This is a genomic window from Hylemonella sp. P2_B10 (assembly GCF_056404875.1).
This window is the reverse complement of the sequence record NZ_JBFUDE010000002.1, coordinates 908,289-934,534: the sequence shown is the minus strand read 5'-3', so window position 1 is coordinate 934,534 and position 26,246 is coordinate 908,289. Positions and strand designations below refer to the sequence as shown.

At 66.9% G+C, this 26,246-nt stretch carries 23 protein-coding genes; 14 read left to right on the top strand and 9 right to left on the bottom strand.

The window, feature by feature from the left end:
• Positions 1 to 122: 122 nt before the first annotated feature.
• The 9 genes from AC1DX2_RS12150 to AC1DX2_RS12110 all read left to right on the top strand — a co-directional run bounded on the left by AC1DX2_RS12150 (position 123) and on the right by AC1DX2_RS12110 (position 8,311).
• Positions 123 to 488 (top strand): response regulator transcription factor, encoded by a 366-nt coding sequence (locus tag AC1DX2_RS12150; RefSeq protein WP_477196596.1) that lies wholly within the window; start codon positions 123 to 125, stop codon positions 486 to 488.
• A complete protein-coding gene (locus AC1DX2_RS12145; RefSeq protein WP_477196595.1) occupies positions 485 to 1,261 on the top strand; it encodes an HD-GYP domain-containing protein in 777 nt (258 codons plus the stop codon). Before AC1DX2_RS12150 ends, AC1DX2_RS12145 begins: the two co-directional genes overlap by 4 nt.
• 33 nt (positions 1,262 to 1,294) lie before the next feature.
• Positions 1,295 to 2,104 (top strand): ABC transporter substrate-binding protein, encoded by an 810-nt coding sequence (locus AC1DX2_RS12140; RefSeq protein ID WP_477196594.1) that lies wholly within the window; start codon positions 1,295 to 1,297, stop codon positions 2,102 to 2,104.
• 16 nt (positions 2,105 to 2,120) lie between these two features.
• The gene (locus tag AC1DX2_RS12135) at positions 2,121 to 4,631 is read left to right on the top strand and encodes a sensor histidine kinase (protein ID WP_477196680.1); all 2,511 of its coding nucleotides are present in this window, start codon (positions 2,121 to 2,123) and stop codon (positions 4,629 to 4,631) included.
• A gap of 27 nt (positions 4,632 to 4,658) precedes the next feature.
• A complete protein-coding gene (locus tag AC1DX2_RS12130) occupies positions 4,659 to 5,213 on the top strand; it encodes a DUF1697 domain-containing protein (RefSeq protein WP_477196593.1) in 555 nt (184 codons plus the stop codon).
• A 174-nt stretch (positions 5,214 to 5,387) separates the two neighbouring features.
• Entirely contained in the window at positions 5,388 to 6,182 is a 795-nt protein-coding gene (locus tag AC1DX2_RS12125) for a transporter substrate-binding domain-containing protein (RefSeq protein WP_477196592.1), read from the top strand.
• 50 nt (positions 6,183 to 6,232) lie between these two features.
• The gene (locus AC1DX2_RS12120) at positions 6,233 to 6,895 is read left to right on the top strand and encodes an amino acid ABC transporter permease (RefSeq protein WP_477196591.1); all 663 of its coding nucleotides are present in this window, start codon (positions 6,233 to 6,235) and stop codon (positions 6,893 to 6,895) included.
• Between the two features lie 17 nt (positions 6,896 to 6,912).
• The gene (locus tag AC1DX2_RS12115) at positions 6,913 to 7,566 is read left to right on the top strand and encodes an amino acid ABC transporter permease (RefSeq protein WP_477196590.1); all 654 of its coding nucleotides are present in this window, start codon (positions 6,913 to 6,915) and stop codon (positions 7,564 to 7,566) included.
• Entirely contained in the window at positions 7,550 to 8,311 is a 762-nt protein-coding gene (locus AC1DX2_RS12110; protein ID WP_477196589.1) for an amino acid ABC transporter ATP-binding protein, read from the top strand. Before AC1DX2_RS12115 ends, AC1DX2_RS12110 begins: the two co-directional genes overlap by 17 nt.
• Positions 8,312 to 8,319: 8 nt before the next feature.
• On the opposite strand, the gene AC1DX2_RS12105 is transcribed toward AC1DX2_RS12110, so the two are convergent.
• From AC1DX2_RS12105 to AC1DX2_RS12090, 4 genes are read right to left on the bottom strand one after another with little or no spacing between them, the layout of a single operon-like run.
• On the bottom strand, positions 8,320 to 10,941 hold the full coding sequence (locus tag AC1DX2_RS12105; protein ID WP_477196588.1) for an FtsX-like permease family protein: 2,622 nt from the start codon (positions 10,939 to 10,941) through the stop codon (positions 8,320 to 8,322).
• Between the two features lie 25 nt (positions 10,942 to 10,966).
• Positions 10,967 to 11,659 carry an ABC transporter ATP-binding protein gene (locus AC1DX2_RS12100; RefSeq protein WP_477196587.1) on the bottom strand — a complete coding sequence of 231 codons (693 nt, stop codon included), beginning with the start codon at positions 11,657 to 11,659 and terminating at the stop codon, positions 10,967 to 10,969.
• On the bottom strand, positions 11,656 to 12,621 hold the full coding sequence (miaA, locus tag AC1DX2_RS12095) for a tRNA (adenosine(37)-N6)-dimethylallyltransferase MiaA (RefSeq protein WP_477196586.1): 966 nt from the start codon (positions 12,619 to 12,621) through the stop codon (positions 11,656 to 11,658). The genes AC1DX2_RS12100 and miaA overlap by 4 nt, the downstream gene beginning before the upstream one ends.
• Positions 12,602 to 13,864 carry a multidrug effflux MFS transporter gene (locus tag AC1DX2_RS12090; RefSeq protein WP_477196585.1) on the bottom strand — a complete coding sequence of 421 codons (1,263 nt, stop codon included), beginning with the start codon at positions 13,862 to 13,864 and terminating at the stop codon, positions 12,602 to 12,604. The genes miaA and AC1DX2_RS12090 overlap by 20 nt, the downstream gene beginning before the upstream one ends.
• A gap of 88 nt (positions 13,865 to 13,952) precedes the next feature.
• On the opposite strand from AC1DX2_RS12090, the gene AC1DX2_RS12085 reads away from it, so the two are divergent.
• The 3 genes from AC1DX2_RS12085 (at position 13,953) to AC1DX2_RS12075 (ending at position 18,185) form a co-directional block, all read left to right on the top strand.
• A complete protein-coding gene (locus AC1DX2_RS12085) occupies positions 13,953 to 14,936 on the top strand; it encodes an LLM class flavin-dependent oxidoreductase (RefSeq protein ID WP_477196584.1) in 984 nt (327 codons plus the stop codon).
• A gap of 61 nt (positions 14,937 to 14,997) precedes the next feature.
• Positions 14,998 to 16,587: an alpha/beta hydrolase family protein gene (locus tag AC1DX2_RS12080; RefSeq protein ID WP_477196583.1), complete on the top strand. Its 1,590-nt coding sequence runs from the start codon at positions 14,998 to 15,000 to the stop codon at positions 16,585 to 16,587.
• Between the two features lie 71 nt (positions 16,588 to 16,658).
• On the top strand, positions 16,659 to 18,185 hold the full coding sequence (locus AC1DX2_RS12075; RefSeq protein ID WP_477196582.1) for a methyl-accepting chemotaxis protein: 1,527 nt from the start codon (positions 16,659 to 16,661) through the stop codon (positions 18,183 to 18,185).
• Positions 18,186 to 18,514: 329 nt separating this feature from the next.
• Here AC1DX2_RS12075 and mutL read toward each other — a convergent pair whose 3' ends face one another.
• On the bottom strand, positions 18,515 to 20,488 hold the full coding sequence (gene mutL / locus AC1DX2_RS12070; protein ID WP_477196581.1) for a DNA mismatch repair endonuclease MutL: 1,974 nt from the start codon (positions 20,486 to 20,488) through the stop codon (positions 18,515 to 18,517).
• Positions 20,489 to 20,558: 70 nt separating this feature from the next.
• On the opposite strand from mutL, the gene AC1DX2_RS12065 reads away from it, so the two are divergent.
• Positions 20,559 to 21,206, top strand: coding sequence for a DedA family protein (locus AC1DX2_RS12065; protein WP_477196580.1), 648 nt, complete (start codon positions 20,559 to 20,561; stop codon positions 21,204 to 21,206).
• An 84-nt stretch (positions 21,207 to 21,290) separates the two neighbouring features.
• On the opposite strand, the gene AC1DX2_RS12060 is transcribed toward AC1DX2_RS12065, so the two are convergent.
• Positions 21,291 to 22,748, bottom strand: coding sequence for an N-acetylmuramoyl-L-alanine amidase (locus tag AC1DX2_RS12060; RefSeq protein ID WP_477196579.1), 1,458 nt, complete (start codon positions 22,746 to 22,748; stop codon positions 21,291 to 21,293).
• Positions 22,745 to 23,260, bottom strand: coding sequence for a tRNA (adenosine(37)-N6)-threonylcarbamoyltransferase complex ATPase subunit type 1 TsaE (tsaE, locus tag AC1DX2_RS12055; RefSeq protein ID WP_477196578.1), 516 nt, complete (start codon positions 23,258 to 23,260; stop codon positions 22,745 to 22,747). Before tsaE ends, AC1DX2_RS12060 begins: the two co-directional genes overlap by 4 nt.
• Positions 23,261 to 23,535: 275 nt before the next feature.
• On the opposite strand from tsaE, the gene queG reads away from it, so the two are divergent.
• Entirely contained in the window at positions 23,536 to 24,597 is a 1,062-nt protein-coding gene (gene queG, locus AC1DX2_RS12050; protein WP_477196679.1) for a tRNA epoxyqueuosine(34) reductase QueG, read from the top strand.
• A 76-nt stretch (positions 24,598 to 24,673) separates the two neighbouring features.
• Here queG and AC1DX2_RS12045 read toward each other — a convergent pair whose 3' ends face one another.
• Together AC1DX2_RS12045 and AC1DX2_RS12040 are read right to left on the bottom strand one after the other, a co-directional pair.
• Positions 24,674 to 25,144 (bottom strand): YybH family protein, encoded by a 471-nt coding sequence (locus tag AC1DX2_RS12045; protein WP_477196577.1) that lies wholly within the window; start codon positions 25,142 to 25,144, stop codon positions 24,674 to 24,676.
• Positions 25,145 to 25,295: 151 nt separating this feature from the next.
• Positions 25,296 to 26,198: an AEC family transporter gene (locus tag AC1DX2_RS12040; protein WP_477196678.1), complete on the bottom strand. Its 903-nt coding sequence runs from the start codon at positions 26,196 to 26,198 to the stop codon at positions 25,296 to 25,298.
• Positions 26,199 to 26,246 lie beyond the last annotated feature (48 nt).

Sequence of the window (26,246 nt, the reverse complement as noted above, 5' to 3'; positions counted from 1 at the left end):
TGTCGCTTCAAATTCATGCGTCAATCTTACTAAATTCATCAACTTTTCAAAAAAAGCTTGTAATTGATTAAATTGATATATATGATACATGAAATTGGATCGATGTTGTCCGTGGAGCGTTTGTGAAGAAGATTTTGATCATTGAAGACCACGGTGACATTCGCCGGCTGATACGTATGACCTTGGAGCTGGAGTCGTGCCAGGTATTCGAGGCCAAGAATGGCGACGAAGGTTTGGACATGGCACTTCTGCTGTCGCCGCAATTGGTTTTGCTTGATGTGATGATGCCGGGCAAGCTCAATGGGCTGGACTTGTGCCGCATCCTGAAGAGCGGCGCACCCAGGCCACGGGTGATCCTGCTGTCTGCGCGAGGGCGCAGCGAGGACCTGGAGGCCGGCATGAACGCCGGTGCCGATGCCTACATGGTCAAGCCGTTCAGTCCCTTGCAGTTGATCGAACAGGTCAACCGGCAGCTGGAGGCGACATGAGTGATTTTCTGGCCACTGCCGCCGCACCGCTGGGCGAACCGGGCAGCAACAGCTTCTCCGAGGCCGCCAGTCGGCAGATGGAGTGCATGATTGACGACTTCGGTCGCATGTACCGGGAACGCAATGAGGCCCTGGAGGAGGTGGCACACGCCCACCATGAGGCCTTGTTCCGCCTGTCGCTGGCCGCAGACCTGAAGGATGACGACACCGGCGTGCACATCATCCGCATCGGCTATCTGAGCGAGGCGCTGGCGCTGCTTCTGGGTCAGAACCGCCAGGCGGCGCAGATGCTGCGCAAGGCCGCGCCCATGCATGACATCGGCAAGATCGGCATACCCGACAACGTGCTGAAAAAGCCGGGTGGCTTCACGCCTGACGAGCGTCAGATCATGGATCAGCATGCCCAGATGGGCGCCGACATACTCGGGCGCTCGCGCATTCCGCTGTTCCAATTGGCCGCCGAGGTGGCGCTGTCCCACCATGAGCGTTGGGACGGCAAGGGCTACCCGAACAAACTCAAGGGTGAGGACATTCCGTTGTCGGGCCGCATTGTGGCGGTGGCCGATTACTTCGATGCACTGACCATGGACCGCTGCTACCGCCCTGCTTTTGCCGACGAGGTGGCGCTGAGCATGATGACGGAGCAGCGCGGCCATGCCTTTGACCCGTTGGTCGTGGACACCTTCTTGCGCAACGCCTCCGAACTGATCGCGCTTCGCCAACATGTGACCCACACCCGTCCCAGCTTTGCCGATCTGGCCCGCGGTGGTTGACGGCGATCTGCCCCCTCACAGAAAGATTTCTCGATGAGTTTCAATTTGCGCCTTGGATTTCAGGCGGCCGTGCTCGCAGCCATTGCTGCCCTGTCGTTCGCTGGGCCGGCGTCGGCCGGCGCGGTCGCCGAACGGGTCAAATCCTCAGGTGTTTTGCGCGTATGCATCTGGCCTGACTACTATGGCGTCACCCATCGCAACCCCCACACCCGGCAGTTGGAGGGTGTGGACATTGACCTGTCGGTCGAGCTGGCACGCGAGCTGAAGCTCAAGCTGGAGCACGTGGATTCCTCGTTCGTCACTTTGGTGGATGACCTCAAGGGTGACCGTTGTGATGTTGCGATGTTCGCGGTGGGCATCCTGCCGGCGCGCGCGCAACAACTGCGCTTCACGCGGCCTTATATGCAAAGCGACATTTACGCGGTCAGCACCAAGAGCAACCGGGCGGTCCGCCAGTGGGCCGATATCGACAAGCCCGGCGTGTTGGTGGGTGTGCAGGCTGGCACCTTCATGGAACCGGTGATGAAAGCCGCGTTGAAGCAGGCGCAGATGGTTGTGATCAAGCCGCCGATCACCCGCGAGGCCGAACTGGAGGCCGGTCGCATCGATGTCTTCATGACGGATTACCCGTACAGCCGCCGTCTGCTGAGCAATGCCGACTGGGCCACCCTGATCGCGCCGCCCTCGCCATTCCACGTGCTGCCCTATGGCTATGCCATCAAGCCTGGCGATGAGGCTTGGCTGGCACAGCTGGATGAGTTCGTGGCACGCATCAAGCGTGATGGTCGCCTGCGACAGGCCGCCCAGCGCCACGGCCTGCTGCCCATCGTCGTGTCGGACTGAGGCCAGGGCTTTGGTGATGCCGCACACGGTGCTCAAGCGCGCGCGTTCGCACAGCCTGTCCCGGGCCGCTGCTGTGGTCGGTGGCCTGTTGTCTGTGGCGGTGCTGGCTGTTGTGGCCTTGCTGGCCTGGCATGAATACCGTTTGACCCTGGATGCCGATCGCAACCAGGGCGAACTGCAGGCCCGGGTGCTCGCCGACCATGCGTCGCGCAGCGTGGGCGCCGCATCGGTGCTGCTGGCGTATTTGTCTGGTCAGCTGGTGTACACGGAATCGGACTATGCCAGCCCGCGAACCGAGACACTGATGACGCAGGCCCTGGTTGCCTTGCCGTTTGTCCGTGAAATAGACCTGTTGGATGCCGACGGGCGCATCGTGGCCAGCTCCCTGCCGACCAACACCGGCACCGTGCTTGATCCGTCGCGTCTGGGCCGCCTGCCGGGTACGGGGCAGGAGGCGCTGGGGGGGTTCACACCGGGGCGTAGCCTGCAGTCCCTGGCTGCTCCCGCCACCGGCAAGCCGATGGCGGGCGTGGGTTTCATCCCCATCATCCGCGGAATCGGCGCTCCAAATGGCAAGCTGCTGTACCTGGTGGCCTTGCTGAATCCCGATTCGTTCTCCAGCTTCCAGGTACTGACGGTGAACGATCCGCACAGTGCCGCCTACATGACGGACTACCAGGGACAGGTGCTGGCCAGCAGCGGACCGAATTCCCTGGCGCCAGGTGCGTCGCTGGCTGCGCACCCGGTTTTTTCCCGCTACCTGCCGCGTGTTGAGCATGCGAGCTATGTGGGGCAGGGTGTGGCGCCGGCCGTTCAGGTGGTGGCCTTCCGATTGGCCAAGGACCGCCCTGTGCTCGTGCTGGTGGAGCAGCCTTATGAAGACAGCGTGGCCACCTGGTGGGAAGCCGTGCGCTGGTTCGTGTTGGCCGCCGGTTTGGTGGTCCTGTTCCTGGTGGGGGTGACGTGGATGGCGCACCGCAGCTTCCGCTCACGTGAGGCTGCGGAGCAGGAGCTAGACGAAGCCCGTATGGATGTGGCGCGCCGCGAGCAGGAGTTGCGCGTCCTCGTCAAGAGCGTGCAGGAGTTGCTCTTTCGCACCGACAGCCAGGGCCGCATCAGCTATGTGAATGACCGCTGGGCTGCTTTGCGTGGCGAGGGTGCGCAGCAGGCGCAGGGCCACGCATTGCAGGATATGGTGGAGCCCGTTGACCGTGCCGCCGTGGCTGCCTTGTTCAGCCTGGACAGTGGCCAGGGTGTGCGCACCACCACCGCCGCGATGTTGTCAGCCCAGGGGCAATTGCATCGCTTTGACATTGCCGTGGTGCCGTTGCGCAATGGCGAAGGCATCACCGGCTTTGCCGGCAGCGCAGTGGATGTGACAGGGCGCATTGCCGCCCAGCACGGACTGCAGCGGCAGTTGCGCTTTGTCGCCTTGCTGCAGGAAATCAGCCCACAGCCTGTGGCAACGATGGACCGTGAAGGACACTACCTGACGATGAATCGCGCCTGGGAAGAGTTCATGGGCCGCAAGCGCGAGGACGTGGTGGGCCGACGCGGCGAGCACTTCATGTCGGCAGCCGACGCTGCCCTGCATGCGCAGCGCGATGCCCAACTGTGGCGCGACGGCGGCAGCCTGCGCTACGAAGCGGCGGTCCGGCACCGTGATGGTTCGGTGCGCGATGTGGTGGTGACCAAGGTGTTGGTGGCTGGTGACGAGGAGAACCCGCCCAGCCTGCTCAGCACCATGATGGACGTCAGTGAATTCCGCGAGGCTGAGCGGGCCACCCGCGAGGCGCGTGATGCGGCCGAAGAATCCTCGCGCGCCAAGTCTGAATTCATTGCCAACATCAGCCACGAACTGCGCACGCCATTGCAGTCCATCCTGGGCTTTTCGGAGTTGGGCATGGCGCGCGGGCAGGACCAACCCAGGCTATTGGGCATGTTCAACGACATCCACGCCGCTGGTCAGCGCATGCTGGCGCTGGTCAACGATCTGCTGGACGTGTCAAAGATCGAGAGCGCGGTGGGCGCCATCAGCCTGGAACGTGCCGATGTGCGTGCGCTGGTGCAGGCAGTACTGCAGGAGTTTCGCCCTCAGTTGGCCGGACGGCAATTGCGTCTGGAGATCGATCTGGGTCCGGGCGCCCTGGTTGCCAAAGTGGATCCGGTGCGCTTTGGCCAAGTGGTGCGCAATGTCGTTGCCAATGCAGTGAGATTCTCACCTGATGGGGGCGTCATCGAGGTGCGGGGCCGCCTGTTGGTTAGCCACAGGCAGGTGTGCATCAGCGTGCGCGACCATGGTGTGGGCATTCCCATTGCAGAGACGGAAAAAATCTTCGATGCCTTCGTGCAATCCAGCATCACCAAAGATGGCTCAGGCGGCACAGGCTTGGGCCTTGCCATCTCCCGCAAGATCATGGATGCCCATGGCGGGCGCATCGTGGCGGACAATATGTCCGATGGCGGCGCAATCTTTTCCATCTTTCTGCCGGCCCGCGTGCACCTGGATCGCGAAACCACCTTCTGACATGCCCGGTGACGGGCATCTGGTGGCATGAAATACGCCGTCTTCTTTCGCAATGTCAACCTGGGCCGTCCCCATTGCCCCAGCCGGGCGCAGCTGGAGGATGCCTTCCTGCAGGCCGGTGCCGCCACCGCGACCTCTTTCCTGACCAATGGCACCCTGGTGTTCGAAGCCCCAGGGGGTCGCGCCCGTGCGCGGCGGCTGCTGCGTGACGCGCACCAGCGCTTGACCCATGTGTGCGGCCTGAAGGAGCCGGCCTTCCTGCGCACCCTGGACGAATTGGCCCGACATGTCGAGAGCCAACCGTTTGCGGGTATTGACGTCGACAGCGTCTACGCCTGCTGCGTCAGTTTCCTGGGTGACGGTGTGCAAGTGCCCGAGCAGGTGCCGCGTGTCTCCAACCGCCAGGACGTGGAACTGCTGCAGGTCGTGGGCAGCGACGTGTTCAGCGTGGCGCGCAAGCTGAGCAAGACGCCCGGCAGCCCGAACGCCTACCTGGAGCGCCAACTGGGCTGCCCGGCCAGCACACGGGTCTGGAACACCGTGGTCAGGCTGGTGGCCAAACACGGCCGGGTTGGGGTTTAGCCCTCGGCGCGGCGGGCCCGGTTTTGGCGCCCTCACGGCGCTGCTTGTGCGGGCGAACCATTTTGGTGCATAGCAGGCGGCATGCCTTTTGCGTCTACCTGCCACAGGCGCTTTGCCGGCTTGGTGGCCATGCTCAAGCGCCTCAATCATTTTCCATTTGTCAGGAGACAGGTCATGCGAATTTCCAAGCGTTTGCCAGGTTGGCTGTTGTCATTGGCCGCGCTGGCGGCAGTCACCATTCCGGCCCAGGCGCAGAACGCGCTGGACGACATCCTGAAGGCCAAGAAGATCACCATCGCCATCCCCACCGACTACCCGCCCTACGGCTTTGTCGGCACCGACCTGAAGCCGCAGGGCCTGGACATCGCCATGGCCGAGTTGATCGCCGCCAAGCTGGGCGTGGCGGTGGAGCTGGCCCCGGTGAGCAGCGCCAACCGCATCCCTTATCTGCAAACGCGCAAGGCCGACCTGGTGATCTCCACGCTGGGCAAGAATGCGGAGCGCGAAAAGGTGATCGACTTCACGTTTGCCTACTCGCCATTTTTCCAGGCGGTGTTTGCCGCCAAGAGCCTGCCCATCAAGGGTTTTGGCGACCTGGCGGGAAAAAGCGTGGCGGTGACGCGCGGTGCCATGGAAGACCAGGAGCTGACCAAGCTGGTGCCATCTGGCGTGGACATCAAGCGCTTTGAGGACAACAACGCCACCGTGGCAGCCTTCCTCGCCGGCCAGACGCAACTGATCGCCACGGGCGCTTCGGTGGCCGGCAACATGATGGCGCGCAACCCGCAACTGGGCACCGAGTACAAGCTGCTGCTGAAAGACAGCCCCAACTTCATCGGCGTGGCCAAGGGTGAAGACAAGCTGCGTCTGAAGGTCAACGACATCATCCTGGACGCCAAGAAGAGCGGCGAACTGGACAAGCTGGCGCTGCGCTGGCTGGGACGCCCGGCGGGTGACCTGCCGCAGTGAAACTGACGCATCACGCCACACGCACTGCTGACTGAGCGCTCACCTCGCCCATGCGCATCCAACTGGACTTCCTGGCCGTGCTGGCCCAGTGGCCGCTGCTGCTGGCCGGGCTGGTGTGGACCTTGGGGCTGACGGCGGTGGCCACCGTCATTGGCGTGGTGGTGGGTGTGGCCTGCGCCTGGGCGCGCGCCAGTGGCCCGGCCTGGCTGAAATGGGTGGTGGGGTTGTATGTGGAACTGGTGCGCAACACGCCCTTCATCGTGCAGCTGTTCTTCGTCTTCTTCGGCCTGCCGGCGGCCGGGGTGCGCCTGTCGCCCGAGGCGGCATCCATCATTGCCATGGTGGTCAACCTGGGGGCTTACGCCACCGAGATCATCCGCGCCGGCATTGAGGCCACGCCCAAGGGCCAGGTGGAGGCCGCGCTCAGCCTGGCGCTGACGCGTGCCCAGGTGTTCATTCGCGTGGTGCTGCCGCCGGCGCTGCGCAAGGTGTGGCCGTCGCTGGTCAGCCAGATCATCATCGTGATGCTGGGCTCGGCGGTGTGCGGGCAGATCTCCACGCCCGAACTCAGCCATGCGGCCAACCTGATTCAAAGCCGCAATTTCCGCGCCTTCGAGGCCTTCATCATCGTCACCGGCATGTACCTGCTGCTGGCTGTCGGCGTGCGCCGGTTGCTGAACTGGGCCGGCCCGCGTTTCATCTTCGGCAGATAGCCACAAGGACGCAGGCGATGGTCGACTTCTCACTCTGGGACATCTTTCGCAACCTGTTGCTGGCGCTGCGCTGGACGGTGGCGCTGTCCTTGATCGCCTTCGTTGGCGGCGGCATCGTCGGTGCACTGCTGCTGGTGGCGCGGCTGGCCGGTGGGCGCGTGGTGCAAACGGTGCTGGGCGGCTACGTGCAGGTGTTCCAGGGCACGCCGTTGCTGATGCAGTTGTTCCTGGCGTACTTCGGCATTGCGCTGTTCGGCATCAACACCTCGGCCTGGGTGGCGGCGTCGGTGGCGTTGACGCTGTACACCAGTGCCTACCTGACCGAGATCTGGCGCGGCTGCGTCGCTGCCATTCCCAAAGGCCAGTGGGAGGCGGCGCAGAGCCTGGCGATGAGTTTTGGCGAGCAGCTGCGTTACGTGGTGCTGCCGCAGGCTTTGAAAATCGCCATCCCGCCCACCGTGGGCTTCCTGGTGCAGGTGATCAAGGGCACGGCGCTGGCCTCGGTGATTGGCTTCATCGAGCTGACCAAGGCCGGCACCATGATCACCAACGCCACCTTCGCACCTTTCACGGTGTACGCCTGCGTGGCCGCGCTGTACTTCGTGCTGTGCTACCCCATCAGCTATTTCGCCAAGACCCTGGAGAGGAGGCAGCATGCAGCCCATGGCTGAACCGCGCGCGCGCCACATCGTGGAGATCGCGCAACTGCGCAAGAGCTTCGGCGCCAACGAGGTGCTCAAGGGCATCGACCTGCAGGTGCGCGCCGGGGAGGTGATCGCCATCATCGGCAAGAGCGGCTCGGGCAAGAGCACGCTGCTGCGTTGCATCAATGGGCTGGAGACCTTCCAGGCTGGCACGCTGACGGTGGACGGCAAGCCGCTGCTGCACGACAAACCCGAAGCCATGCGCGAGTTGCGCCAGCACGTGGGCATGATCTTCCAAAGCTTCAACCTGTTTCCGCACCTGACGGTGGGCAAAAACGTCATGCTGGCACCCAAGCTGGTGAAGCAACGGGCTGCGGCCGAAGGTGAGGAGCAGGCGCGCAAGCTGCTGGCGCGCGTGGGCCTGGCCGAGAAGTTTGACGCCTGGCCGGACCAGCTCTCCGGCGGCCAGCAGCAGCGCGTGGCCATCGCCCGTGCATTGGCGATGGAGCCCCAGGTGCTGCTGTGCGACGAGATCACTTCCGCGCTGGACCCGGAACTGGTGGGCGAGGTGCTGCGCGTGGTGGAAAGCCTGGCGGTGGAAGGCATGACGCTGCTGATGGTCACGCACGAGATGAACTTTGCCCGCAAGGTCAGCGACCGCCTGATTTTCATGCACCAGGGCCGTGTGCATGAGATGGGGCCGCCGGAGCAGCTGTTTGGCAATCCGCAGACGGCGGAGCTGAAGCAGTTCCTGAAGTCGCTGGGCGATTGAGGGCAGGCCTACCAGTCCTCTTTCACCGCCAACACCGCATCGCGCCCCGCCGCCGCACGGCCCGCCAACCAGGCGGTCAGCGTGCCCGCCACCACCACCGCCGCGCACAGCGCCGCCAGCCGCGCCCAGGGCAGCACCAGGTCCATGCTCCAGTGGAAGCTCTGCGGGTTGACCACCTTCACCAGCACCAGCGACACCATCAAGCCCAGGCCCAGGCCGGCCAACGCGCCCATTGCGGTCCAGGCGGCGCCTTCGCCTGCCACCACGGTCAGCACCTGTGCGCGGGTCAGCCCCAGATGGGCCAGCAGGCCGAATTCCTTGCGCCGCGCCAGCACCTGGGCGCTGAAGCTGGCCGCGACGCCGAACAGGCCAATGCCGATGGCCACGGCCTGCAGCCAGTAGGTGACGGCAAAGCTGCGGTCGAAGATGCGCAGCGACACCGCGCGCAACTGGGCGGTGCTGGCCAGCTCCAGTTCGCCACCGGGCAAGGGCGACTGCGCCGCCAGCGCGCGTATCGCCTGCTGCACGGCTGAAGCGCTAGCACCCTCGGCCAGCCAAATGGCCAGCTCGTTGTTGCTGGGGTCGCCAGTGAGCGCGTGGTAGTCAGGCTGCGCCAGCGCAATGGCGCCAAACTGGCGGGCATAGTCGCGCCAGACGCCAGCGACGAAGAACACCGGCGGTGCCTCGCCCGCGCGCTGCGCCAATGCCTGCATGGGCGGGGCCAGCGGGGCGAAGTCGCTGCCAACGCGGGCGCCATACAGGTCCAGCATGGGTTCGCTGACGTAGATGGCGGTCTTGCCCGCCGGCGCTGGCAATGCGGGTGCCCGCAGCGGCAGCGTGGTGGCCGGCTCGGGCCGGCTCAGCAGCCACACGGCCGGTTGTGTGGGGCTCAGCAACAGTGCGCGGCTTTGCTGGGCGCTGATGCGCTGCACGCCAGAGATGCCGCCGATGGCCTGCACCAGTTCCGGCGGCAGCGCGGGCCGATCCAGGCCACCGGCGGGCTGCGTGCGCACGTACAGGTCGGCCGGCAGCACGCTGTCCAGCCAGTGCACCACCGAGTCGCGAAAACTCGCCACCATCACCGTCAGCGCCACCGCCAGGCTGAGCGCGGCCACCACACCGCTGATGGCCACTGCGGCGCTGTGGCGCACGCGCCGCGCCCGCTCCAGCGCCAGCATGGCCAGCACATGACGGCCGGCCGGCGCGGCCAGGCGCTGCAGCACGCCGGCTACGCCCCAGGGCAGCAGCGCAATGCCGCCCAGCAGCAGCAAGCCCACCGACAGGTAGGCCGCCAGCGGCAGGCCGCCCACTGGCGGCAGTTGCGACAGCACGGCGGCGGCAGCCACCAGCAGCAGGCCCAAGCGCGCATCGCCTTCGCCGGCCTGTGCCAGGCCCACGCCTTTCAAGGTTTGCGCTGGCGGCAGCGTCTGTGCCTGTTGGGCTGGCCACCAGCCGCCAAACAGTGCCGCCTGCACGCCCAGCAGGCCGTACAGCACGGCGGCCTGGCTGCTCCATTGCAGCGCTGGCGCGGCGCCGCTGAAGTAGCCACCGCCCAGGTCGCCGCCCAACTGCTGCAAGGCCACAGCCGCCAGCAGCGTGCCCAGCCCCAGACCCAGCACGCTGCCTACGGCGCCCAGCACGGCGGACTCGATCAGCACCAGGCGCAGGCGCTCGTTGCCCGACAGGCCCAGCACCCCCAGCAGCGCGAACTGCTGCGCGCGCTTGGCGACACTGAGCGAGATCACCGAAAACACCAGGAAGGAGCCGGTGAACAGCGCCACCAGCGCCAGCACGGTGAGGTTGACGCGGTAGGCGCGCGACAGGTTGCCCAGGCGGGTATCGGTGTCACCCGGTCGCGTGGCCAGCCAGTGGGTCGGCCATTGCGGCGAGGCCTGCAACTGCGCCAGCGCTTCGTGCGTGGAGACGCCGGTTTTCAGCCGCAGCGCGACGCGCGACAGCGTGCCCAGCTTGCCAAACAGGTCCTGCGCCGCGCCGATGTCCATCACCAGCAGCGCCGCACCTGGTGCGGCCACCGTGCCGGCGAACCGCAGCTCACGCCATTGGCCGTTCACTTGCAATGCAATGGTCCCGGCACCTGGGCCTCCACCGGCATCCACCCCCAGCGCCTGGTGCGCGGCGGCGTTCAGGAACACGCTGTCGGGTGCGAACAACTGGCCAGGGCTGGGTAGGCCGCCCGCGGGCTGCTGCGCCAACCGGGGCAGCAAGGCCGGCGCCACGGCGGCCACCTTGAGCGCGTCCACGCCCAGCACGCGCACGGGCAGGGCGCTGTTGGCGGTGCTGATCGTCGTGTCGGGTGCTGTGCTGGTCACCTGTCGCCGCGCCAGCGTGTTGAGCTCCAGCACCGGGCTGGCCAGCGCCACCTGTTCCTGGCTTTCCAGCCAGGGGAACAGTTGTTCGTCCAGCGTGCCCAGGCTGGAGCGCAGTTCCAGGTCCGGTTCACCGCTGACGCCGTGAGCCGCGCTGGCGAATTCGCTCAGCGCCGAGGCATTGATCAGTTGCACCGCGAAGGCCAGCGCCACACCCAGCATCACCGCCAACACGGCGGCACCACTGCGCCAGGGGTGCTGGCGCAGTTCCTGCCAGGAAAAGGTCAGCAGCAGGGCGCGCATGGGGGCATGTGCTGGGGCAGGCGGGTCAGCGCACGCCTTGTGCGCTCAGATGCAGCACGCGGTCGGCGCGCGCGGCGGCGGCCTCGGAATGGGTCACCAGCACCAGCGTGGCGCCGTGTTCGCGGGTCTGGGCAATCAGCGCGTCCATCACCAGCTTGGCGGTGCGTGGGTCCAGGTTGCCGGTGGGCTCGTCGGCCAGCAGCAGGTTGGGCTGGTGCACCAGCGCGCGGGCGATGGCCACGCGCTGCAACTGGCCGCCGCTCAGTTGCCCGGGCAGGCGCTCGCCCAGGCCCTCCAGCCCCACGGCGGCCAGCATCTGCGCCACGCGCTCGCTGCGCGCCCATTGGCGGCCAGGCCTGCGCGTGCGGCCATCGTCGCCGCGCAGCGGGCGGTCCAGCAGCATCAGCGGCAGGGCCACGTTCTGCGCCACATCCAGGTGCGGCAGCACATGGAAGGCCTGGAACACGAAGCCCAGCTTCTGCCGCCGCAGCATGGCGCGCGCCACCTCGTCCAGTTCGCCCAGGTCAATGCCGTCCAGGTGCACCGTGCCCTGGTCCCAGGTGTCCAGCGCGGCCATGCAGTTCAGCAGCGTGGACTTGCCCACGCCCGATTCGCCCACGATGGCGACGAACTCGCCTGGCGCCACGGTCAGCGTGACGTTGGCGAACACCGTGGTGTCGCCGTAGCGCTTGGCTAAATCGCGCACCTGCAAGCTCATGCGTGGGCTCCTTGCGATGCTTGCACCAGCGCATCCACTTGGGTCAGCACCTGTTGCAGCGCATCCGGCGCGTCGCAAGCCACCACTTGGCGCTGCGGCATGCTGCGCAGCCAGGTGATCTGGCGCTTGGCCAATTGGCGGGTGGCGTAGATGCCGCGCTCGCGCAGTTCGCTCATGGGCATGCTGCCATCCAGCGCCTCCCAGGCCTGGCGGTAACCCACGCAACGCATGGAAGGCAGGTCGGCATGCAGGTCGCCGCGTGCGCGCAAGCGCCGCACCTCGTCCAGCAGACCCATCTGCAGCATGGCGTCAAAGCGCTGGGCGATGCGCGCATGCAGCCAGGCGCGTTCCTGAGGTTCCAACGAAATCAGCGGCATGTCGGCCAGCGGCTTGGCCGTGCCACCGGTGTGGAAGCCCGACAGCGGTTGGCCCGAGATGCGGAACACCTCCAGCGCACGGCTGATGCGCTGCGAGTCGGTCGGGTGCAGGCGCGCCGCCGTCACAGTGTCCACCCGTGCCAGCTCGGCGTGCAGCGCGGGCCAGCCAAGCGCAAGTGCTTGCGCCTCGATGCCTGCGCGCACGGCGGGGTCGGCGGCGGGCATGTCGTCCATGCCGTGCATCAGCGCCTTGAGGTACAGCATGGTGCCGCCGACCAGCAGCGGCAGCTTGCCGCGCGCGCGGATGTCGGCCATCAGCGTGGTGGCGTCACGCGCGAACTCGGCGGCGCTGTAGGCTTGCAGCGGGTCGCGGATGTCGATCAGGTGGTGTGGCACCTGTGCCAGTTCAGCGGCACTGGGCTTGGCGGTGCCGATGTCCATGCCACGGTAGACCAGCGCCGAGTCCACGCTGATGATCTCCACCGCATGGCGCTGGGCAATGGCCAGCGCCGCCGCCGTCTTGCCGGATGCGGTGGGGCCGGCCAGTGCGATGCAGGCCAGCGGTTCAGTGCGCGGGTTCGCCATAGCGTTGCACGCCCAACCAAGCCACCGCGCTGACCACCACGCTCCAGAAGCACACGCCCATGGTCAGCGGCAGCACGCTGCCGTCCATGTGCCGGCCCAGCCAGCCGCCCATCAGGAAGGCCACTGTCATCATCAGGAAGCCGCTGAGCGCCGAGGCGGCGCCAGCCGATTGCGGAAAGGGCATCACCGCGCCGCTCTGGCCGCAGGGCTGGTGGATACCATGGCCCAGCATGAACAGGTAGAACGGCAGCATGATGGCCCAGCCGTTGTGCCAGCCGGCCCAGGCCAGGCCGCCTACCAGCAGCCCGCCACTGAGCGACAGCACCGCCGCCAGCGCCACGGTGCGGCGCAGGCCGAAGCGCGTCAGCAGGCGCCGGCACAGGATGGTGCCCAGCACATAGGCAAAGGCCATGGAGAACATCAGCAGGCCGTACACCGTCTTGGACAGACCCAGCACGTTGATGAACACGAAGGACGACGAAGCCAGGAAGGTGAACAGCCCGCCGTACGACGCGCTGGCCAGCAACGCATAGCTCCAGAAGGCAGGGTTGCGCACGATGTGCGCCCAGTTGCCCACCAGCACGGCGGGCTGCAGTGCTTGCGGGTTCTTGCGCGCCAGCGTTTCCTCAAAGCGCAGCGCCACCAGGCCCAGCGTGACGGCGCCAAAGATGCCCAGCATGGCCATGGCGGCGCGCCAGTTGCCCAGGTCTGACACCAGGCCGCCTAACGGCGGGCTCAGACAGGCAATGATGCCCAGACCGGTCAGCGCGCGCGACATCACGCGTGCGCCCTGGGCCGGCGTGTACAGGTCGCGCACGATGGCGCGCGCGCACATCACGCTGGCGCCCAAGGCGGCGCCTTGCAGGGTGCGCCAGACGATCAGCATGTCCATGCTGGGGGCCAGCACGCAGCCCACGGCAGCCACCACATAGCAGCTTAAACCCAGCAGCAGCACCGGCCGGCGGCCGAAGCGGTCCGACAGCGGGCCCCACACCAGTTGCGAGCAGCCAAAGGCCAGCAGCAACGCGGCCAAGGTCAGTTGGGCCTGTGCCATGCTGGCGCCAAAGCCGGCCGTCAGTGCCGGCAGCGCTGGCAGGTACAGGTCGGTGGTGACCGGCTGCAAACCCATGGCCAGCGCCAGCAGCAGCACGATCAGGCCCGGCTGCATGGCGGTGACGGCTGGTGCCGCATGCGCTGCGGCGGCAGCCGGCGCGGCCAGCGGTTGAGGGGAGGCATCGGACATGGGGTGAGCGTAGCAGATGGCCGCCAGAGCCAGGGGTTATGCAGCAGCGTCACCATGGCACGGCGGGGTTTGGCCCACAATCCGCGCCATGGTTGCTTTGTCTGTGCTGGATCTGTCCCCCATCCTGGAGGGCAGCGATGCTGCCCAATCTTTCCGCAACACCCGTGACCTGGCCCAGCGTGCTGAAGCCTGGGGCTACCAGCGTTACTGGCTGGCCGAACACCATGGCATGCCCGGCGTCGCCAGTGCCGCCACCGCAGTGTTGATTGGCCATGTGGCGGCTGCCACCTCCACGATCAGGGTGGGTGCGGGCGGCATCATGCTGCCCAACCACGCGCCGCTGGTGATTGCCGAGCAGTTTGGCACGCTGGCCTCCTTGTTCCCCGGCCGCATCGATCTGGGCTTGGGCCGCGCCCCTGGTTCCGACCCGGTGACGGCGCGCGCGCTGCGGCGCACGCTGGCGTCGGACGCCGACGAGTTTCCACAGGACGTGGTGGAGCTGATGGGCTATTTCTCCGGCCAACCGCCGCAGGCCGTGCGCGCCGTGCCGGGGCTGGGCCTGGACGTTCCCATCTGGATACTGGGCTCCAGCCTGTTTGGCGCCCAATTGGCGGCGGCCATGGGGCTGCCGTTCGCCTTTGCCTCGCATTTCGCGCCGACCATGATGATGCAGGCCATGGACATCTACCGCGACAGTTTCCGACCCTCCAAGCAGCTGGCCAAGCCGTATGTGATGCTGGGCTTCAACGTGTTTGCCGCCGACACCGACGAGGAGGCGCAGTTCCGCGCCACCTCCATGCAACAGGCCTTTGTCAACCTGCGCAGTGGTCGGCCCAGCAAACTGCCGCCGCCGGTGGCGGGCTACCGCGAGCGGCTGGACGGCCCATTGAAGACGATGCTGGAGCAGGTTCTTTCCTGCTCAGCCGTGGGCGGGCCCGACGCCGTGCGCGAGGCCATGCGGGCCTTTGTGCAGCGCACCGGCGCCGATGAGCTGATGGTCACGTGCCAGATGTTCGACCACGCCGCCAGGTTGCGCTCCTATGAACTGGCGGCAACAGTTTGTAACGGGTAGGCTTTTCGGGGCACCGCTGCGTTGAATTCGGGTCATCATCCGATCTCCCTAGTCTCACACCATGAAGCCCAATCCCCGTTTCGTACCCACCAAGAACCTGACCGCCGGCCTGGCCACGGCCCTGCTGCTGGCTGCCTGCGGTGGCGGCGGGGACAAGGGCGGCGGCAACACGCCGACCGAGCCGCCTTGGGCGCGTGGCACGCTGTTGTCCAGTGCCCGCACCATGCAGTTCACCGCCGCCACGCTGAAAGACAGGCTCAACGGCAGCAGCGTGCGTGACCAGGCGCTGCTGCTGATGACCGGCGACCCGGTGTGCGGCGTGGACGTTGCCGCCATCCAATACACCACGGTGGGCGGCCTCTCTGAGCAGACCAATGGCTCCGCCGCGGTGATGGTGCCCACCGGCACCGATTCCCGCTGCACCGGTGCGCGCGCCGTCGTGCTGTATGCGCACGGCACCAACCCGGCCAAAACCTACAACCTGGCCAGCATGGCCACCACCAGCAACGACGCCTATGGCGAGGCGCTGATGCTGGCCGCCTTCTATGCGGCGCAGGGCTTCATCGTGGTGGCACCGAATTACGTGGGCTACGACGTGTCCACGCTGGGTTACCACCCTTTCCTGGTGGCTGACCAGCAGTCCAAAGACATGATCGACGCGCTGACCGCCGCGAAAAAGGCGCTGCCGGCCTTGGCCACGCCAGCCACGGCCAGCGCCAAGCTGTTCATCACCGGTTATTCGCAGGGTGGCCACGTGGCCATGGCCACGCACCGCGCCATGCAGCAGCTGGGCACGGTGGTGACGGCCAGCGCACCGATGTCGGGTCCCTATGCGCTGGCGGCGCAGACCGACGAGCCCTTCCTGGGCCGCGTGGGCATTGGCGCCACGCTGTTCGGCCCGCTGATCGGCGTGGCCTACCAGAAGGTCTACAAGAACATCTACACCACGCCCACCGACCTGTTTGAGTCGCGCTATGCCAGCGGCATTGAAACCCTGCTGCCGGGGGCAAATGCCGCCGGCTTGGCCAGTGCCGGCAAGCTGCCGTCCAACGCATTGTTCAGCAGCACACCGCCCCAGGTACCCGGCAACGCCAGCCTGCAGGCGCTGCTGAATGCGTCCACTCCCCCCAAGGGCACCGCGCGCGACAAGGTGTTTGCGCTGGGCTTTGGCAGCGCCAACCTGTTCACCAACAGCTACCGCCTGGCCTATGTGCAGGATGCCGCGGCCAACCCCGATGGCGCCACGTCCAACACGAATGCCTTGCAGCCTGCCGGGGCGCCCCAGCACCCGCTGCGCGCGGACGCCAAGCTGAACGACCTACGTGGTTGGACGCCCACCAACCCGGTGCTGCTGTGCGGCGGCAATGAGGACTCCACCGTCTCCTACACCGTCAACACCCTGGTGATGGCTCAGCTGTGGGCTGGCCTGCCCGCCGGCATGCTGACGGTGGTGGACGTGGATTCGCGCATCAGCGGCCTGAGCGACCCCTACCGCGCCGAAAAGCTGGGCTTTGCAGTGGTGAAGAACGCCATCATTGCCGACGCCCAGCTGTCGGGCCACGACCCGGACATCGACGTGGCCAACAACTACCACGCCGGTGTGGCGCCGTTTTGCATGTCGGCGGCGCGCACTTTCTTTCAGAAGTATTGACTGATATTTGACTCGTTTCACGCATAATGCCCGTGCCGGTATGGCATGGCTTGGCAGTGGAGGACGGGTCAATGAAATTCAGTACGCGTATCGTGATGTGTTCGGCGTTGCCGGTGGTGCTGGCCATCGTCGGCCTGTTCAGCAGCATAGGCTCGCTGATGAACACGCAGCAGGAATTCGGCAAGTACATTGCCACCGAACAGGCGCTGGACCGCGGCCTGTCCGAGCTGTATGCCCAGGGCCTGCAAATGGGCCAGGCACTGCGCAACGTGGTGCTGGACAAGTCCAACCCCAAGGCCTTTGAGAACCTGACGGCCGCGCAGGCCGCCTACGACAAGGTGCTGGCGCAGACGCGCCAGGCCGCCAAGGGCACGCCCTACGAGGCGGCATTGGACAAGCTGACGCCGCTGCGCGCCACCCACGCCAAGTCGCAGGAGAAGGTGCTGGGCCTGATCAAGGCCGACAACAACGCCGAAGCCACGCGTGTGCTCAACGCGGAGGAAACCCCGGCCTGGCGTGCGTTGCGCGGCGAGTTGCTGCAACAGCGCGAGTCCGCGGCCAAGACTTCGGAAGAAGCACACCAGCGCGTCAACGCCAAGGCTGACTGGGCAGTGCGACTGGCCCTTGGGCTGGCGGTGCTGGCGGTGCTGGTGGCGGTGGCGCTGAACGTGCTGCTGCAGGCCACGCTGCGCCGCGAGCTGGGCGGCGATTTGGCCGAGGCACGGCAAACCTTGTCGCGCATCGCCCAGGGCGACCTGACCTCGCGCATTGATGATGGCGGCAACGGCAGCAGTCTGATGGGCATGCTGCGGCAGATGCAGGGCTCGCTGCAGCAACTGGTGCGCGGCGTGCGCAACTCGGCCAACGGCATTTCCACCGCCACCGGCGAGATCGCCGCCGGCAGCCAGGACTTGAGCAACCGCACCGAAAGCCAGGCCAGCGCCCTTGAAGAAACCGCTGCCAGCATGGAAGAGCTGGGCAGCACGGTGAACCAGAACGCCGACAGCGCGCGCCAGGCCAACCAGCTGGCGACGAATGCGTCTAACGTGGCGGTGCAGGGCGGCGAAGTGGTGGGCCAGGTGGTGCAGACCATGAAGGGCATCAACGAGGCCTCGCGCAAGATTTCGGACATCATTGGCGTCATCGACGGCATTGCCTTCCAGACCAACATCCTGGCATTGAACGCCGCGGTGGAAGCTGCGCGTGCCGGCGAGCAAGGGCGGGGCTTTGCCGTGGTGGCCAGTGAGGTGCGGTCCCTGGCCGGCCGCAGCGCCGAAGCCGCGAAAGAGATCAAGAGCCTGATCAGCACCAGCGTAGAGCGGGTGGAGCAGGGCACTGCCTTGGTGGACCAGGCTGGCACCACCATGACGGAGGTCGTGGCCTCGATACGTCGGGTGACCGACATCATGGGTGAGATCAACGCCTCCAGCGCCGAGCAGGCGTCTGGCGTGTTTCAGGTGGGTGAGGCGGTGGCGCACATGGACCAGACCACGCAGCAGAACGCCGCGTTGGTGGAACAGATGGCGGCCGCTGCTGGCAGCCTGAACAGCCAGGCCAGTGAACTGGTGCAGGCTGTGGCGGTGTTCAAGCTGGGGTGATTTTTCGTTGCTGCACGTGGCTGTGCATGGCGGCAACGGTGATGCAGAGTCACGAAGTTTGGCTTGGGGATCAGGCCGCCACGGCGCTCAGCTCCGCGGCTGTCCCCCGGGCCTGCGGCCCTCCTCCTTGATGCCGCTGCGCTGAACGCCATGACGACCTGATCTTGCGAACCTGGGTGGCATGCCAACGTTGGTATTCCAGCGTCACGCTACCCATTGACCCGATGTCGCTGGGGCGCGTGGCGGAGCGGAATCAAGGAGGAGGCCGCAGGCCGGGGGACATCCGCGTAGCTACGCGCACCAGCGGCGTCGGCAGCTAAAAGCTTTGGTCAGCGTCCGCGCAGGAACAAAGCGTCCAGATCCTTCAGCGTCACCTGGCGCCACGTCGGCCGCCCATGGTTGCATTGGTCAGAACGCTCGGTTTCTTCCATCTGGCGCAACAGTGCGTTCATTTCTTCCAGTGTCAGCCGGCGGTTGGCGCGCACGGCGCCGTGGCAGGCCATGGTGGCCAGCAGTTCGTTCTGGGCGCGCTGCACCACCGTGCTGGCGTCGTGCTGGGCCAGTTCGGCCAGCACGCTGCGGGCCAGCTCCACCGCGTCCCCCTGGGCCAGTGAGGTGGGTACCGCGCGCACGGCCAATGTCTTGGGTGAGAACGGCGTGATCTCCAGGCCCAGCAGCGCCAGCGTGGTGGCGCTGGCCTCAGTCGTGGCCACTTCCTGCGGCGTGGCGGCAAAGGTGGCGGGGATCAGCAGCGGCTGGCTGGACAGGCCCGGGCCACTGCCGATGGCCTCCATCTGCGTCTTCAGACGCTCGTAGACGATGCGCTCGTGCGCCGCGTGCATGTCCACGATCACCAGGCCCTGGGCGTTCTCTGCCAGGATGTACACGCCTTGCAATTGCGCGATGGCGCGGCCCAGCGGCCAGCTACCGGCGTCGGCCGCCGCCGCGTTGTCTTGCTGCGGGGTCAGTGTCGGGCCGGACGAGGTGGCCTCGCGCTGGGGCTGCCACAGGGCTTGCAGCGTCGCCATGCTGCGGTCCGCACTGCCGGTGCCTGCACTGTCGCGGCTGAAGGGGATGCCCGATTGCGTCCAGCGCGACGGTGTTGCCGAAGGGAACAGCGCGGGTGCGCCGGCCTCGGCGGCAATCAGCGGCGGCGCGGGCGTGTGCTCGGCATAACGCATCAAGCCGTCGGCGCCCACCACCGCGCTGCTGCCGGCGCGCGGCGCGGCCAGTGCGGCTTCCAGCGCGTGACGCACGGCCTGGTGCACCTCGCGGCTGTCGCGAAAACGTACCTCGATCTTGGTCGGGTGCACGTTGACGTCCACCCGCGCCGGATCCATTTCGATGTACAGCGCATACACCGGCTGGCGATGGCCGTGCAGCACGTCCTCATACGCGCTGCGCGCCGCGTGCGTCAGCACCTTGTCGCGCACGAAACGGCCGTTGACATAGCAGAACTGCTGGTCGGCGCGCGAGCGCGCCGCGTCCGGAATGCCGGCGCGGCCCCACACCCGCACCTGCGGGCCGTGGCCGAGTTGGGCCAGCGCGCTGCCCGCAGCCGCCGCCGGGCCACCGGCCTGAAACTCGACCAACACCGACTGCGTGCTGAAGTCGTCGCCCAGCACGTCCTGCAGGCGCTGGGCCAGCGCCTGGGGATCTTGCGCACTGGCGCCGCAGGCGCGCCACTGCTCCAGCAGCTTGCCCTCGTGCCAGATGGCAAAGCTGACATCCGGCCGCGCCAGCGCGTGGCGGCGCACCGCCTCCACGCAATGGGCCAGCTCGGTGGCATCGGTCTTCAAGAACTTGCGCCGTGCCGGCGTGCTGAAAAACAGCTCCTTCACCTCCACCGTGGTGCCGGTGGCACGGGCCACCGGGCGCAGCTCGCCGGTGCGGCCTTCCAGCAGCCAGGCCTGGGCCTGGCCGGCAGCGCGCGAGGCGATGGCACAGTCGGCAATGGCGTTGATGGCGGCCAATGCCTCGCCACGAAAGCCCATGGTGCCCACGGCTTCGAGTTCCTGCAGGTTGCTGATCTTGCTGGTGGCGTGGCGGCGCAGCGCCATGGGCAGCTCTTCGCGCGGAATGCCCTGGCCGTCGTCTTCCACAGCGATCAGCCGCACGCCGCCAGCCAGCAGGCGCAGCGTGACACTGCGCGCACCGGCGTCCAGCGCGTTGTCCACCAGCTCGCGCACCACCGAGGCCGGGCGCTCCACCACTTCACCGGCGGCGATCTGGCTGATCAGCTCGTCGGGCAGTTCGCGTATCGGGCGGCGCGGGGCGGTATCGGGGGATGGGGAGGGGGACAAAACGGCATTCACCCGTCCATTCTAGGACTTGCCCCGGAAACGACACCCTGCCCGGTGATAATCCCCAGCCATGGAACTAATCAGCTACCTGATCGACTTCATCCTCCATGTGGACAAGCACCTGGAGATGTTCGTGCGCAACTACGGCCCCTGGGTGTACGCGCTGCTGTTTCTCATCATCTTTGTCGAAACCGGCCTGGTGGTGATGCCCTTTTTGCCGGGCGATTCGCTGCTGTTCGTGGTCGGCGCCATGTGCGGCGTGGGGCTGATGAGCTATCCGTTGTCGGTCGGGCTGCTGTTCGCCGCTGCGGTGCTGGGCAACCAGTCCAACTACACGGTGGGGCGGTTCTTTGGCCCCAAGGTGTTCCAGTGGGAGGATTCGCGCTTTTTCAACAAACGCGCCTTTGACCAGGCGCATGAGTTCTATGAGCGCTATGGCGGCATCACCATCGTGCTGGCGCGTTTCATGCCCTTCTTGCGCACCTTCGCCCCCTTCGTGGCCGGCGTGGCGCAGATGACGCGCAGCAAATTCACCTTCTTCGACATCACCGGCGGCGCCCTGTGGGTGTTTGGCGTCATCACGGCGGGCTACTTCTTCGGCAACATCCCCTTCGTCAAGACGCACCTGGACAAGATCATCTGGGCGATGATCCTGATCCCTGGGTTGATCGTTCTCTACGGCAGCTGGAAGGCCAGCCGCTCGGCCAAGAAGGCCTGAGTCACCGCCGGGCCGCCTCAAGGTGACTTGCGGCCCCCTCGGGGGGCAGCGAGCTACACGGAGTGAGCGAGCGTGGGGGCCACTTCAAGCAGTGCGGACCCGCGCCAACGGGGGGTTCTTGCCGAAATAGGCGTCTATGCCCCGCATCAGCGCCTGCGCCAACTGCTCCTGGTAGACCTCGCTGTTGAGCTTGGTTTCTTCCTCAGGGTTGCTGATGAAGGCGGCCTCCACCAGCACGCTGGGGATGTCAGGCGCTTTCAGCACCGCAAAGCCGGCTTGCTCCACCTTGCCCTTGTGCAGCTTGCCCACGCGGCTGATCTCGCCCAGCATGGCGCCACCCAGCTTCAGGCTGTCGTTGATCTGTGCGGTGGTGCTCATCTCCAGCAGTGCGTGCTGCACCTGCAGGTCCTTGGCCTTGACGTTGAGGCCGCCAATCAGGTCGGCCTTGTTTTCCTTGGCTGCCATCCAGCGCGCCGCGCTGCTGGAGGCGCCGCCCTGGCTGAGCGCGAACACGCTGGCCCCCTGCGGGCGCGGCGTGAAGAAGGCGTCGGCATGCAGGCTGATGAACAGGTCGGCCTGCACCCGGCGCGCCTTCTGCACCCGGGTCTGCAGCGGCACGAAGAAATCTTCGTCGCGCGTCATGTAGGCGCGCATGGCCAGCGTGCCGCCGGCCGTGTTGACGGTGGTGGCGTTGATGTGCTCGCGCAGCCGGTGCGCCAGGCGCAGCACCACGTCCTTCTCCTTGGTGCCGCCGGGGCCGATGGCGCCGGGGTCCTCGCCGCCGTGGCCGGGATCCAGCGCGATGACGATCAGCCGGTCGGTGCGGCTGGGTGGCGGGCCGCCGCCGTCCGCGCCCCGGTTCAGCAGCAGGCCGGGCGCGCCGATGGTGGTCGGGGGCGTGCCTTTGGCAGCCACGGCCACCGCGATGGAGGCTGGCGCAGCAGGCCCTGTGACCGACGTGCCGGCGTTGCCCTTGCGGGCGTGTTGTGAAATCAAGTCGCCCAGCGGGTCGCCGGCCGTGCCGATGGCGGGCGTTGGTGCCGCAGCCACCGCAGTCACTGGGGGCGCCAGGGCCATTGGCGGTTTCTCTTTCAGGCGCTCACTGATCAGCGTTTCCAGCGGGTCTATGGCCTGGGTGGGGTACAGGTCCAACACCAGCCGGTATTGGTAAGGCGCCACCGGCGCCAGCGTGAAGACCTGCGGCGCGGCGGGCTGCTTCAGGTCCAGCACCAGCCGCACCACACCGGGCGCGAACTGGCCCACCCGCACGCCGGCGATGTTGGGGTCGTCGGCGCGCACCTTGGCCACCAGTTCCTTCAAAGCTGGGCTCAGGTCGATGCCCTCGATGTCCACCGCCAGCCGGGGCGGGCTGGCCACGAACACCTGGCGGGTTTTCAACTCGGCGTCGGACTCGATGGTCACGCGCGAGTAGTCCGGCGCCGGCCACACCCGCACCGCCACGATGGTGGCGCCACGGGCGATCTGCGCGCGCTGCAGCAGCAGCACCAGCGTGCCGGCCTGCAGCAGGTGGCGGCGCTTCATGGGCTTGCCCCCTGCAACAGGGCCTGGCCGGTGGCGGTCTGCGCCAGCAGGGTGACCTCGCGTTGCTCATCGTCCCGTGCCACCAGGCGCACCACCAGGTCGGCCTGCGGCAGGAAGCTGGCGGCCTTTTGCGGCCATTCGGCCAGCTTCAGGCCGGGGCTGGCGAAGATGTCGCGAAAGCCGGCGTCTTCCCACTCGCGTGGGTCGCTGAAGCGGTAGAAGTCGAAATGCCAGATCGGCAACTGCACCCCTGCGCCGCCTTGCGGCCAGGGCACCTCATAGGGCTCCACCACCGCATAGGTGGGGCTCTTGATGCGCCCCTGCACACCCAGTGTCTGCAGCAGGTGGCGCACCAGCGTGGTCTTGCCGGCGCCCAGGTCGCCTTGCAGCTCGATGTAGGCATGGTCCAGTGCGGCCTGCCCGGCCAGCGCCTGCGCGAACCGGTGGGTGTCCAGTTCACTGGACCAGAGCAGGTTTCTGGTGGTGGGAGGTGTTTGCGGCCCGCTGGTCACAGCAGGCGCTCCGCGCGGTGGCGGCGAAACAGCGGCAAGGCCAGCGGTAGCGGGAGCTTTTTCAGGTTCGTCACCGGGTCGGCGTCAAGGTGGTTTTCAGGGCGTATTTTGACACGGCCGGACCTGCCGTGCCAGAGGAAGGCAGGTCCATAACGCCAGGCCTGCCCAGCTGGTTGACCAAGTGTTGCCAAGCGGCGCTTGCGTGGCACCCACATTCATACAATGCGCGGGTGAACGAAGCCTCGCCCGCCCAAGACCTGTCCGCGTTGCCAGCCATGGCTGCGCAATGGGCGCGCGAGTTGGGTTTTTCGCAACTGGGCATCAGCGGCGTGGACCTGTCCGCTGCCGAACCGGGCCTGCTGGCCTGGCTGGCCCAGGGTTTTCACGGTGACATGGCCTACATGCAGGCGCACGGGCTGAAGCGGGCGCGGCCGGCCGAGCTGGTGCCGGGCACCGTCAGCGTGCTGACCGCGCGCATGGACTACCTGGGCGCGGCCACGACTACAGATTGGCAGACGGTAGAGTTCTCGCGCCTGCAGCGGCCCGGCGAGGGCATCATTTCGCTGTACGCCCGCGGGCGGGATTACCACAAGGTGCTGCGCCAGCGCCTGCAAAAGCTCAGCGACCGGTTGGCTGCGCACCTGGGGCCGTTCGGTCACCGGGTGTTCACCGATTCGGCACCGGTGCTGGAGGTGGAGCTGGCCGCGCGCAGCGGCCAGGGCTGGCGCGGCAAGCACACGCTGGTGCTGAACCGCGAGGCCGGTTCCATGTTCTTCCTGGGCGAGATCTACCTGGATCTGGCGCTGGCGCCCACCGAGCCGGTCAGCGACCACTGCGGGAGCTGCCAGGCCTGCATCACCGCCTGTCCCTCGGCGGCCATCGTGGCGCCCTACCGGCTGGATGCCAGGCGCTGCATTTCCTACCAGACGATAGAGCATGCGGGTGCCATTCCCGAAGAACTGCGGCCGCTGATGGGCAACCGCATCTACGGCTGCGACGACTGCCAGCTGGCCTGCCCCTGGAACAAGTTCGCCCAGCGCAATGCCTTGGCGGACTTTGACGAGCGCGCGGGCTTGAGCGGCCAGCAGCTGGTGCAGCTGTTCAGCTGGAGCGAGGCGGACTTTCTGCGCCTGACCGAGGGCAGCGCCATACGCCGCATCGGCCACGAGCGTTGGCTGCGCAATGTGGCGGTGGCGCTGGGCAATGCGCTGCGGTCGGACGCGCTGGATGCGCCGGCCAAGGCTGCGCTGCGCGCTGCGCTGGCGGCGCGGCTGGACGACGCTGCCAGCAGCGCGCTGCTGCGCGAGCACTTCCAGTGGGCGCTGGCGGCGCCCTGAGGCAGCGGCCCCAACTGAACAGCTACAAAATGTTGAGGACAGAGCACCGCTTCGCGGTGGTCTGCCCCGCAAACTCTCATGACTTCTTGTCAGCGCAATCGCACACCGGGTCGCCCTTGTCAAAGATGATGCGCCAGGTGCCGGGTGCCTCCAGCCGCCAGGTCGAGGTGAAGGTGTTGACGACCTTGCCCTGCGGGTTGTAGGCCGGGCCGGTGCTCAGTGCCAGCGTGCCGGAATCCAGCACCTCCACCTCCCTGGGTTCCCAGGAGAACGGTGGCGGCTTGGCCTTGTCGTAAAAGCGCTTCCAGAACTCACCCACCTGCTGCTTGCCGCGCAGGGGTTTGGGCCCGTTGAGGAACACGGCCTCTTCGGACAGGAAGGACATGAAGGCCGCATGGTCGCGGTCGGCCATGGTCTTGGCGAAGGCGCGCTCGGTGTCGGCCACCTGTTGTTGCAGCTCCTGCACGGAAGCGGCCGCCTGGGCGGTCTGCACGGTGGCCATGGGGGCGGCGGCGAGGGCGGCAAGGAAGCGTCGGCGGGCTGGCATGCAGGGGTCCTTTCAGGGGCCGGTGTCACGGGGCCGGCGGCCCCATCGCGCGCATTGTGGCGCAGCCAGCGCCGCCCGGGGCGCCGGCGCCCGCGTGCCGCCCGGGGCCAGCACCCGAAAGGGACCAAATGCCGGCGTGGTGGGATCAAACTCAGCGCAACACACCCAGCGCAAACGGCAGGCTGACCACCCCCAACAGCGTGGACAGCGTCACCAGCCCGGCCACATAGCTGCCCTCATAGCCCATGCGGGCGGCCAGCACGTAGCAACTGGACGCCGTGGGCAAGGCTGAAAAGGCCAGCAGCACGGTGGCCTGCGTGGGCGTGAGCTCGAACAGCCGGCACAGGCACCAGGCCCACAGCGGCGTCAGGAAGTGGCGTATGGACAGCACCGCCACCATCAGCCGCTTGGCGCTGGCCAGCGTGCCGATCTGCAGACCAGCGCCGGCGGCCATCAGCCCCAGCGCGATGGAGGCCGCGCCTATGCGCGACAGCGTGGGGTCCAGCCACACCGGCACGCGCACCTCCGCCAGCGCGCACACCAGGCCGGAGCCGGTGGCGATGATCAGCGGGTTGCGCACCAGTTCCCCGACGAAGCCGCGGTTGGCATGGCGCGCCATCGGCCAGACCGAGGCGACATTGAACAGCGGCACGCACACCCCCACCAACACCGCGAACAGCTGCAGCCCGGCCGCCCCGGCCAGCCGGTCGGCCAGCGCCAGGCCGATGAAGGAGTTGAAGCGGAACGCCACCTGGGCGCTGGCGGCATGCTGGCGCCGGTCCACGTGGCGCAGCCCGGGCAGGAAGGGAATGGCGTAGGCCATGGCGATGGCGCCCAGGCCCATGGCCCAGGCGGCGCCTATCAGCTGCGAGGCGGCACCCAGGTCCAGCGGGTTCCTGACGATGGAATGGAACAGCAGCACCGGGAACAGGAAGTAGTACACCAGCGCCTCCACCTGCGCCCACACCGTGCGGTTCAACGCGGTGAAGCGGCACACCAGGTAGCCGCACAGGATCAGCGAAAAATCGGGGAACAGCAGTTGGGCGTAGTTCACCATCTGAGAATACCAGCGAGCGGCCTGGCCGGCACGGTGGCGGCGCTG

Bases quoted from the DNA above. Each gene is read 5' to 3' on its own strand.
- queG (WP_477196679.1), top strand. From the start codon at position 23,536: ATGGCTGCGCAATGGGCGCGCGAGTTGGGTTTTTCGCAACTGGGCATC.
- AC1DX2_RS12045 (WP_477196577.1), bottom strand. From the start codon at position 25,144: ATGCCAGCCCGCCGACGCTTCCTTGCCGCCCTCGCCGCCGCCCCCATG.
- AC1DX2_RS12120 (WP_477196591.1), top strand. From the start codon at position 6,233: ATGCGCATCCAACTGGACTTCCTGGCCGTGCTGGCCCAGTGGCCGCTG.
- AC1DX2_RS12135 (WP_477196680.1), top strand. From the start codon at position 2,121: ATGCCGCACACGGTGCTCAAGCGCGCGCGTTCGCACAGCCTGTCCCGG.
- AC1DX2_RS12115 (WP_477196590.1), top strand. From the start codon at position 6,913: ATGGTCGACTTCTCACTCTGGGACATCTTTCGCAACCTGTTGCTGGCG.
- miaA (WP_477196586.1), bottom strand. From the start codon at position 12,621: ATGGCGAACCCGCGCACTGAACCGCTGGCCTGCATCGCACTGGCCGGC.
- AC1DX2_RS12075 (WP_477196582.1), top strand. From the start codon at position 16,659: ATGAAATTCAGTACGCGTATCGTGATGTGTTCGGCGTTGCCGGTGGTG.
- AC1DX2_RS12065 (WP_477196580.1), top strand. From the start codon at position 20,559: ATGGAACTAATCAGCTACCTGATCGACTTCATCCTCCATGTGGACAAG.
- AC1DX2_RS12125 (WP_477196592.1), top strand. From the start codon at position 5,388: ATGCGAATTTCCAAGCGTTTGCCAGGTTGGCTGTTGTCATTGGCCGCG.
- AC1DX2_RS12140 (WP_477196594.1), top strand. From the start codon at position 1,295: ATGAGTTTCAATTTGCGCCTTGGATTTCAGGCGGCCGTGCTCGCAGCC.
- AC1DX2_RS12090 (WP_477196585.1), bottom strand. From the start codon at position 13,864: ATGTCCGATGCCTCCCCTCAACCGCTGGCCGCGCCGGCTGCCGCCGCA.
- AC1DX2_RS12105 (WP_477196588.1), bottom strand. From the start codon at position 10,941: ATGCGCGCCCTGCTGCTGACCTTTTCCTGGCAGGAACTGCGCCAGCAC.
- AC1DX2_RS12085 (WP_477196584.1), top strand. From the start codon at position 13,953: ATGGTTGCTTTGTCTGTGCTGGATCTGTCCCCCATCCTGGAGGGCAGC.
- AC1DX2_RS12100 (WP_477196587.1), bottom strand. From the start codon at position 11,659: ATGAGCTTGCAGGTGCGCGATTTAGCCAAGCGCTACGGCGACACCACG.
- AC1DX2_RS12080 (WP_477196583.1), top strand. From the start codon at position 14,998: ATGAAGCCCAATCCCCGTTTCGTACCCACCAAGAACCTGACCGCCGGC.
- AC1DX2_RS12145 (WP_477196595.1), top strand. From the start codon at position 485: ATGAGTGATTTTCTGGCCACTGCCGCCGCACCGCTGGGCGAACCGGGC.
- AC1DX2_RS12060 (WP_477196579.1), bottom strand. From the start codon at position 22,748: ATGAAGCGCCGCCACCTGCTGCAGGCCGGCACGCTGGTGCTGCTGCTG.
- AC1DX2_RS12130 (WP_477196593.1), top strand. From the start codon at position 4,659: ATGAAATACGCCGTCTTCTTTCGCAATGTCAACCTGGGCCGTCCCCAT.
- AC1DX2_RS12110 (WP_477196589.1), top strand. From the start codon at position 7,550: ATGCAGCCCATGGCTGAACCGCGCGCGCGCCACATCGTGGAGATCGCG.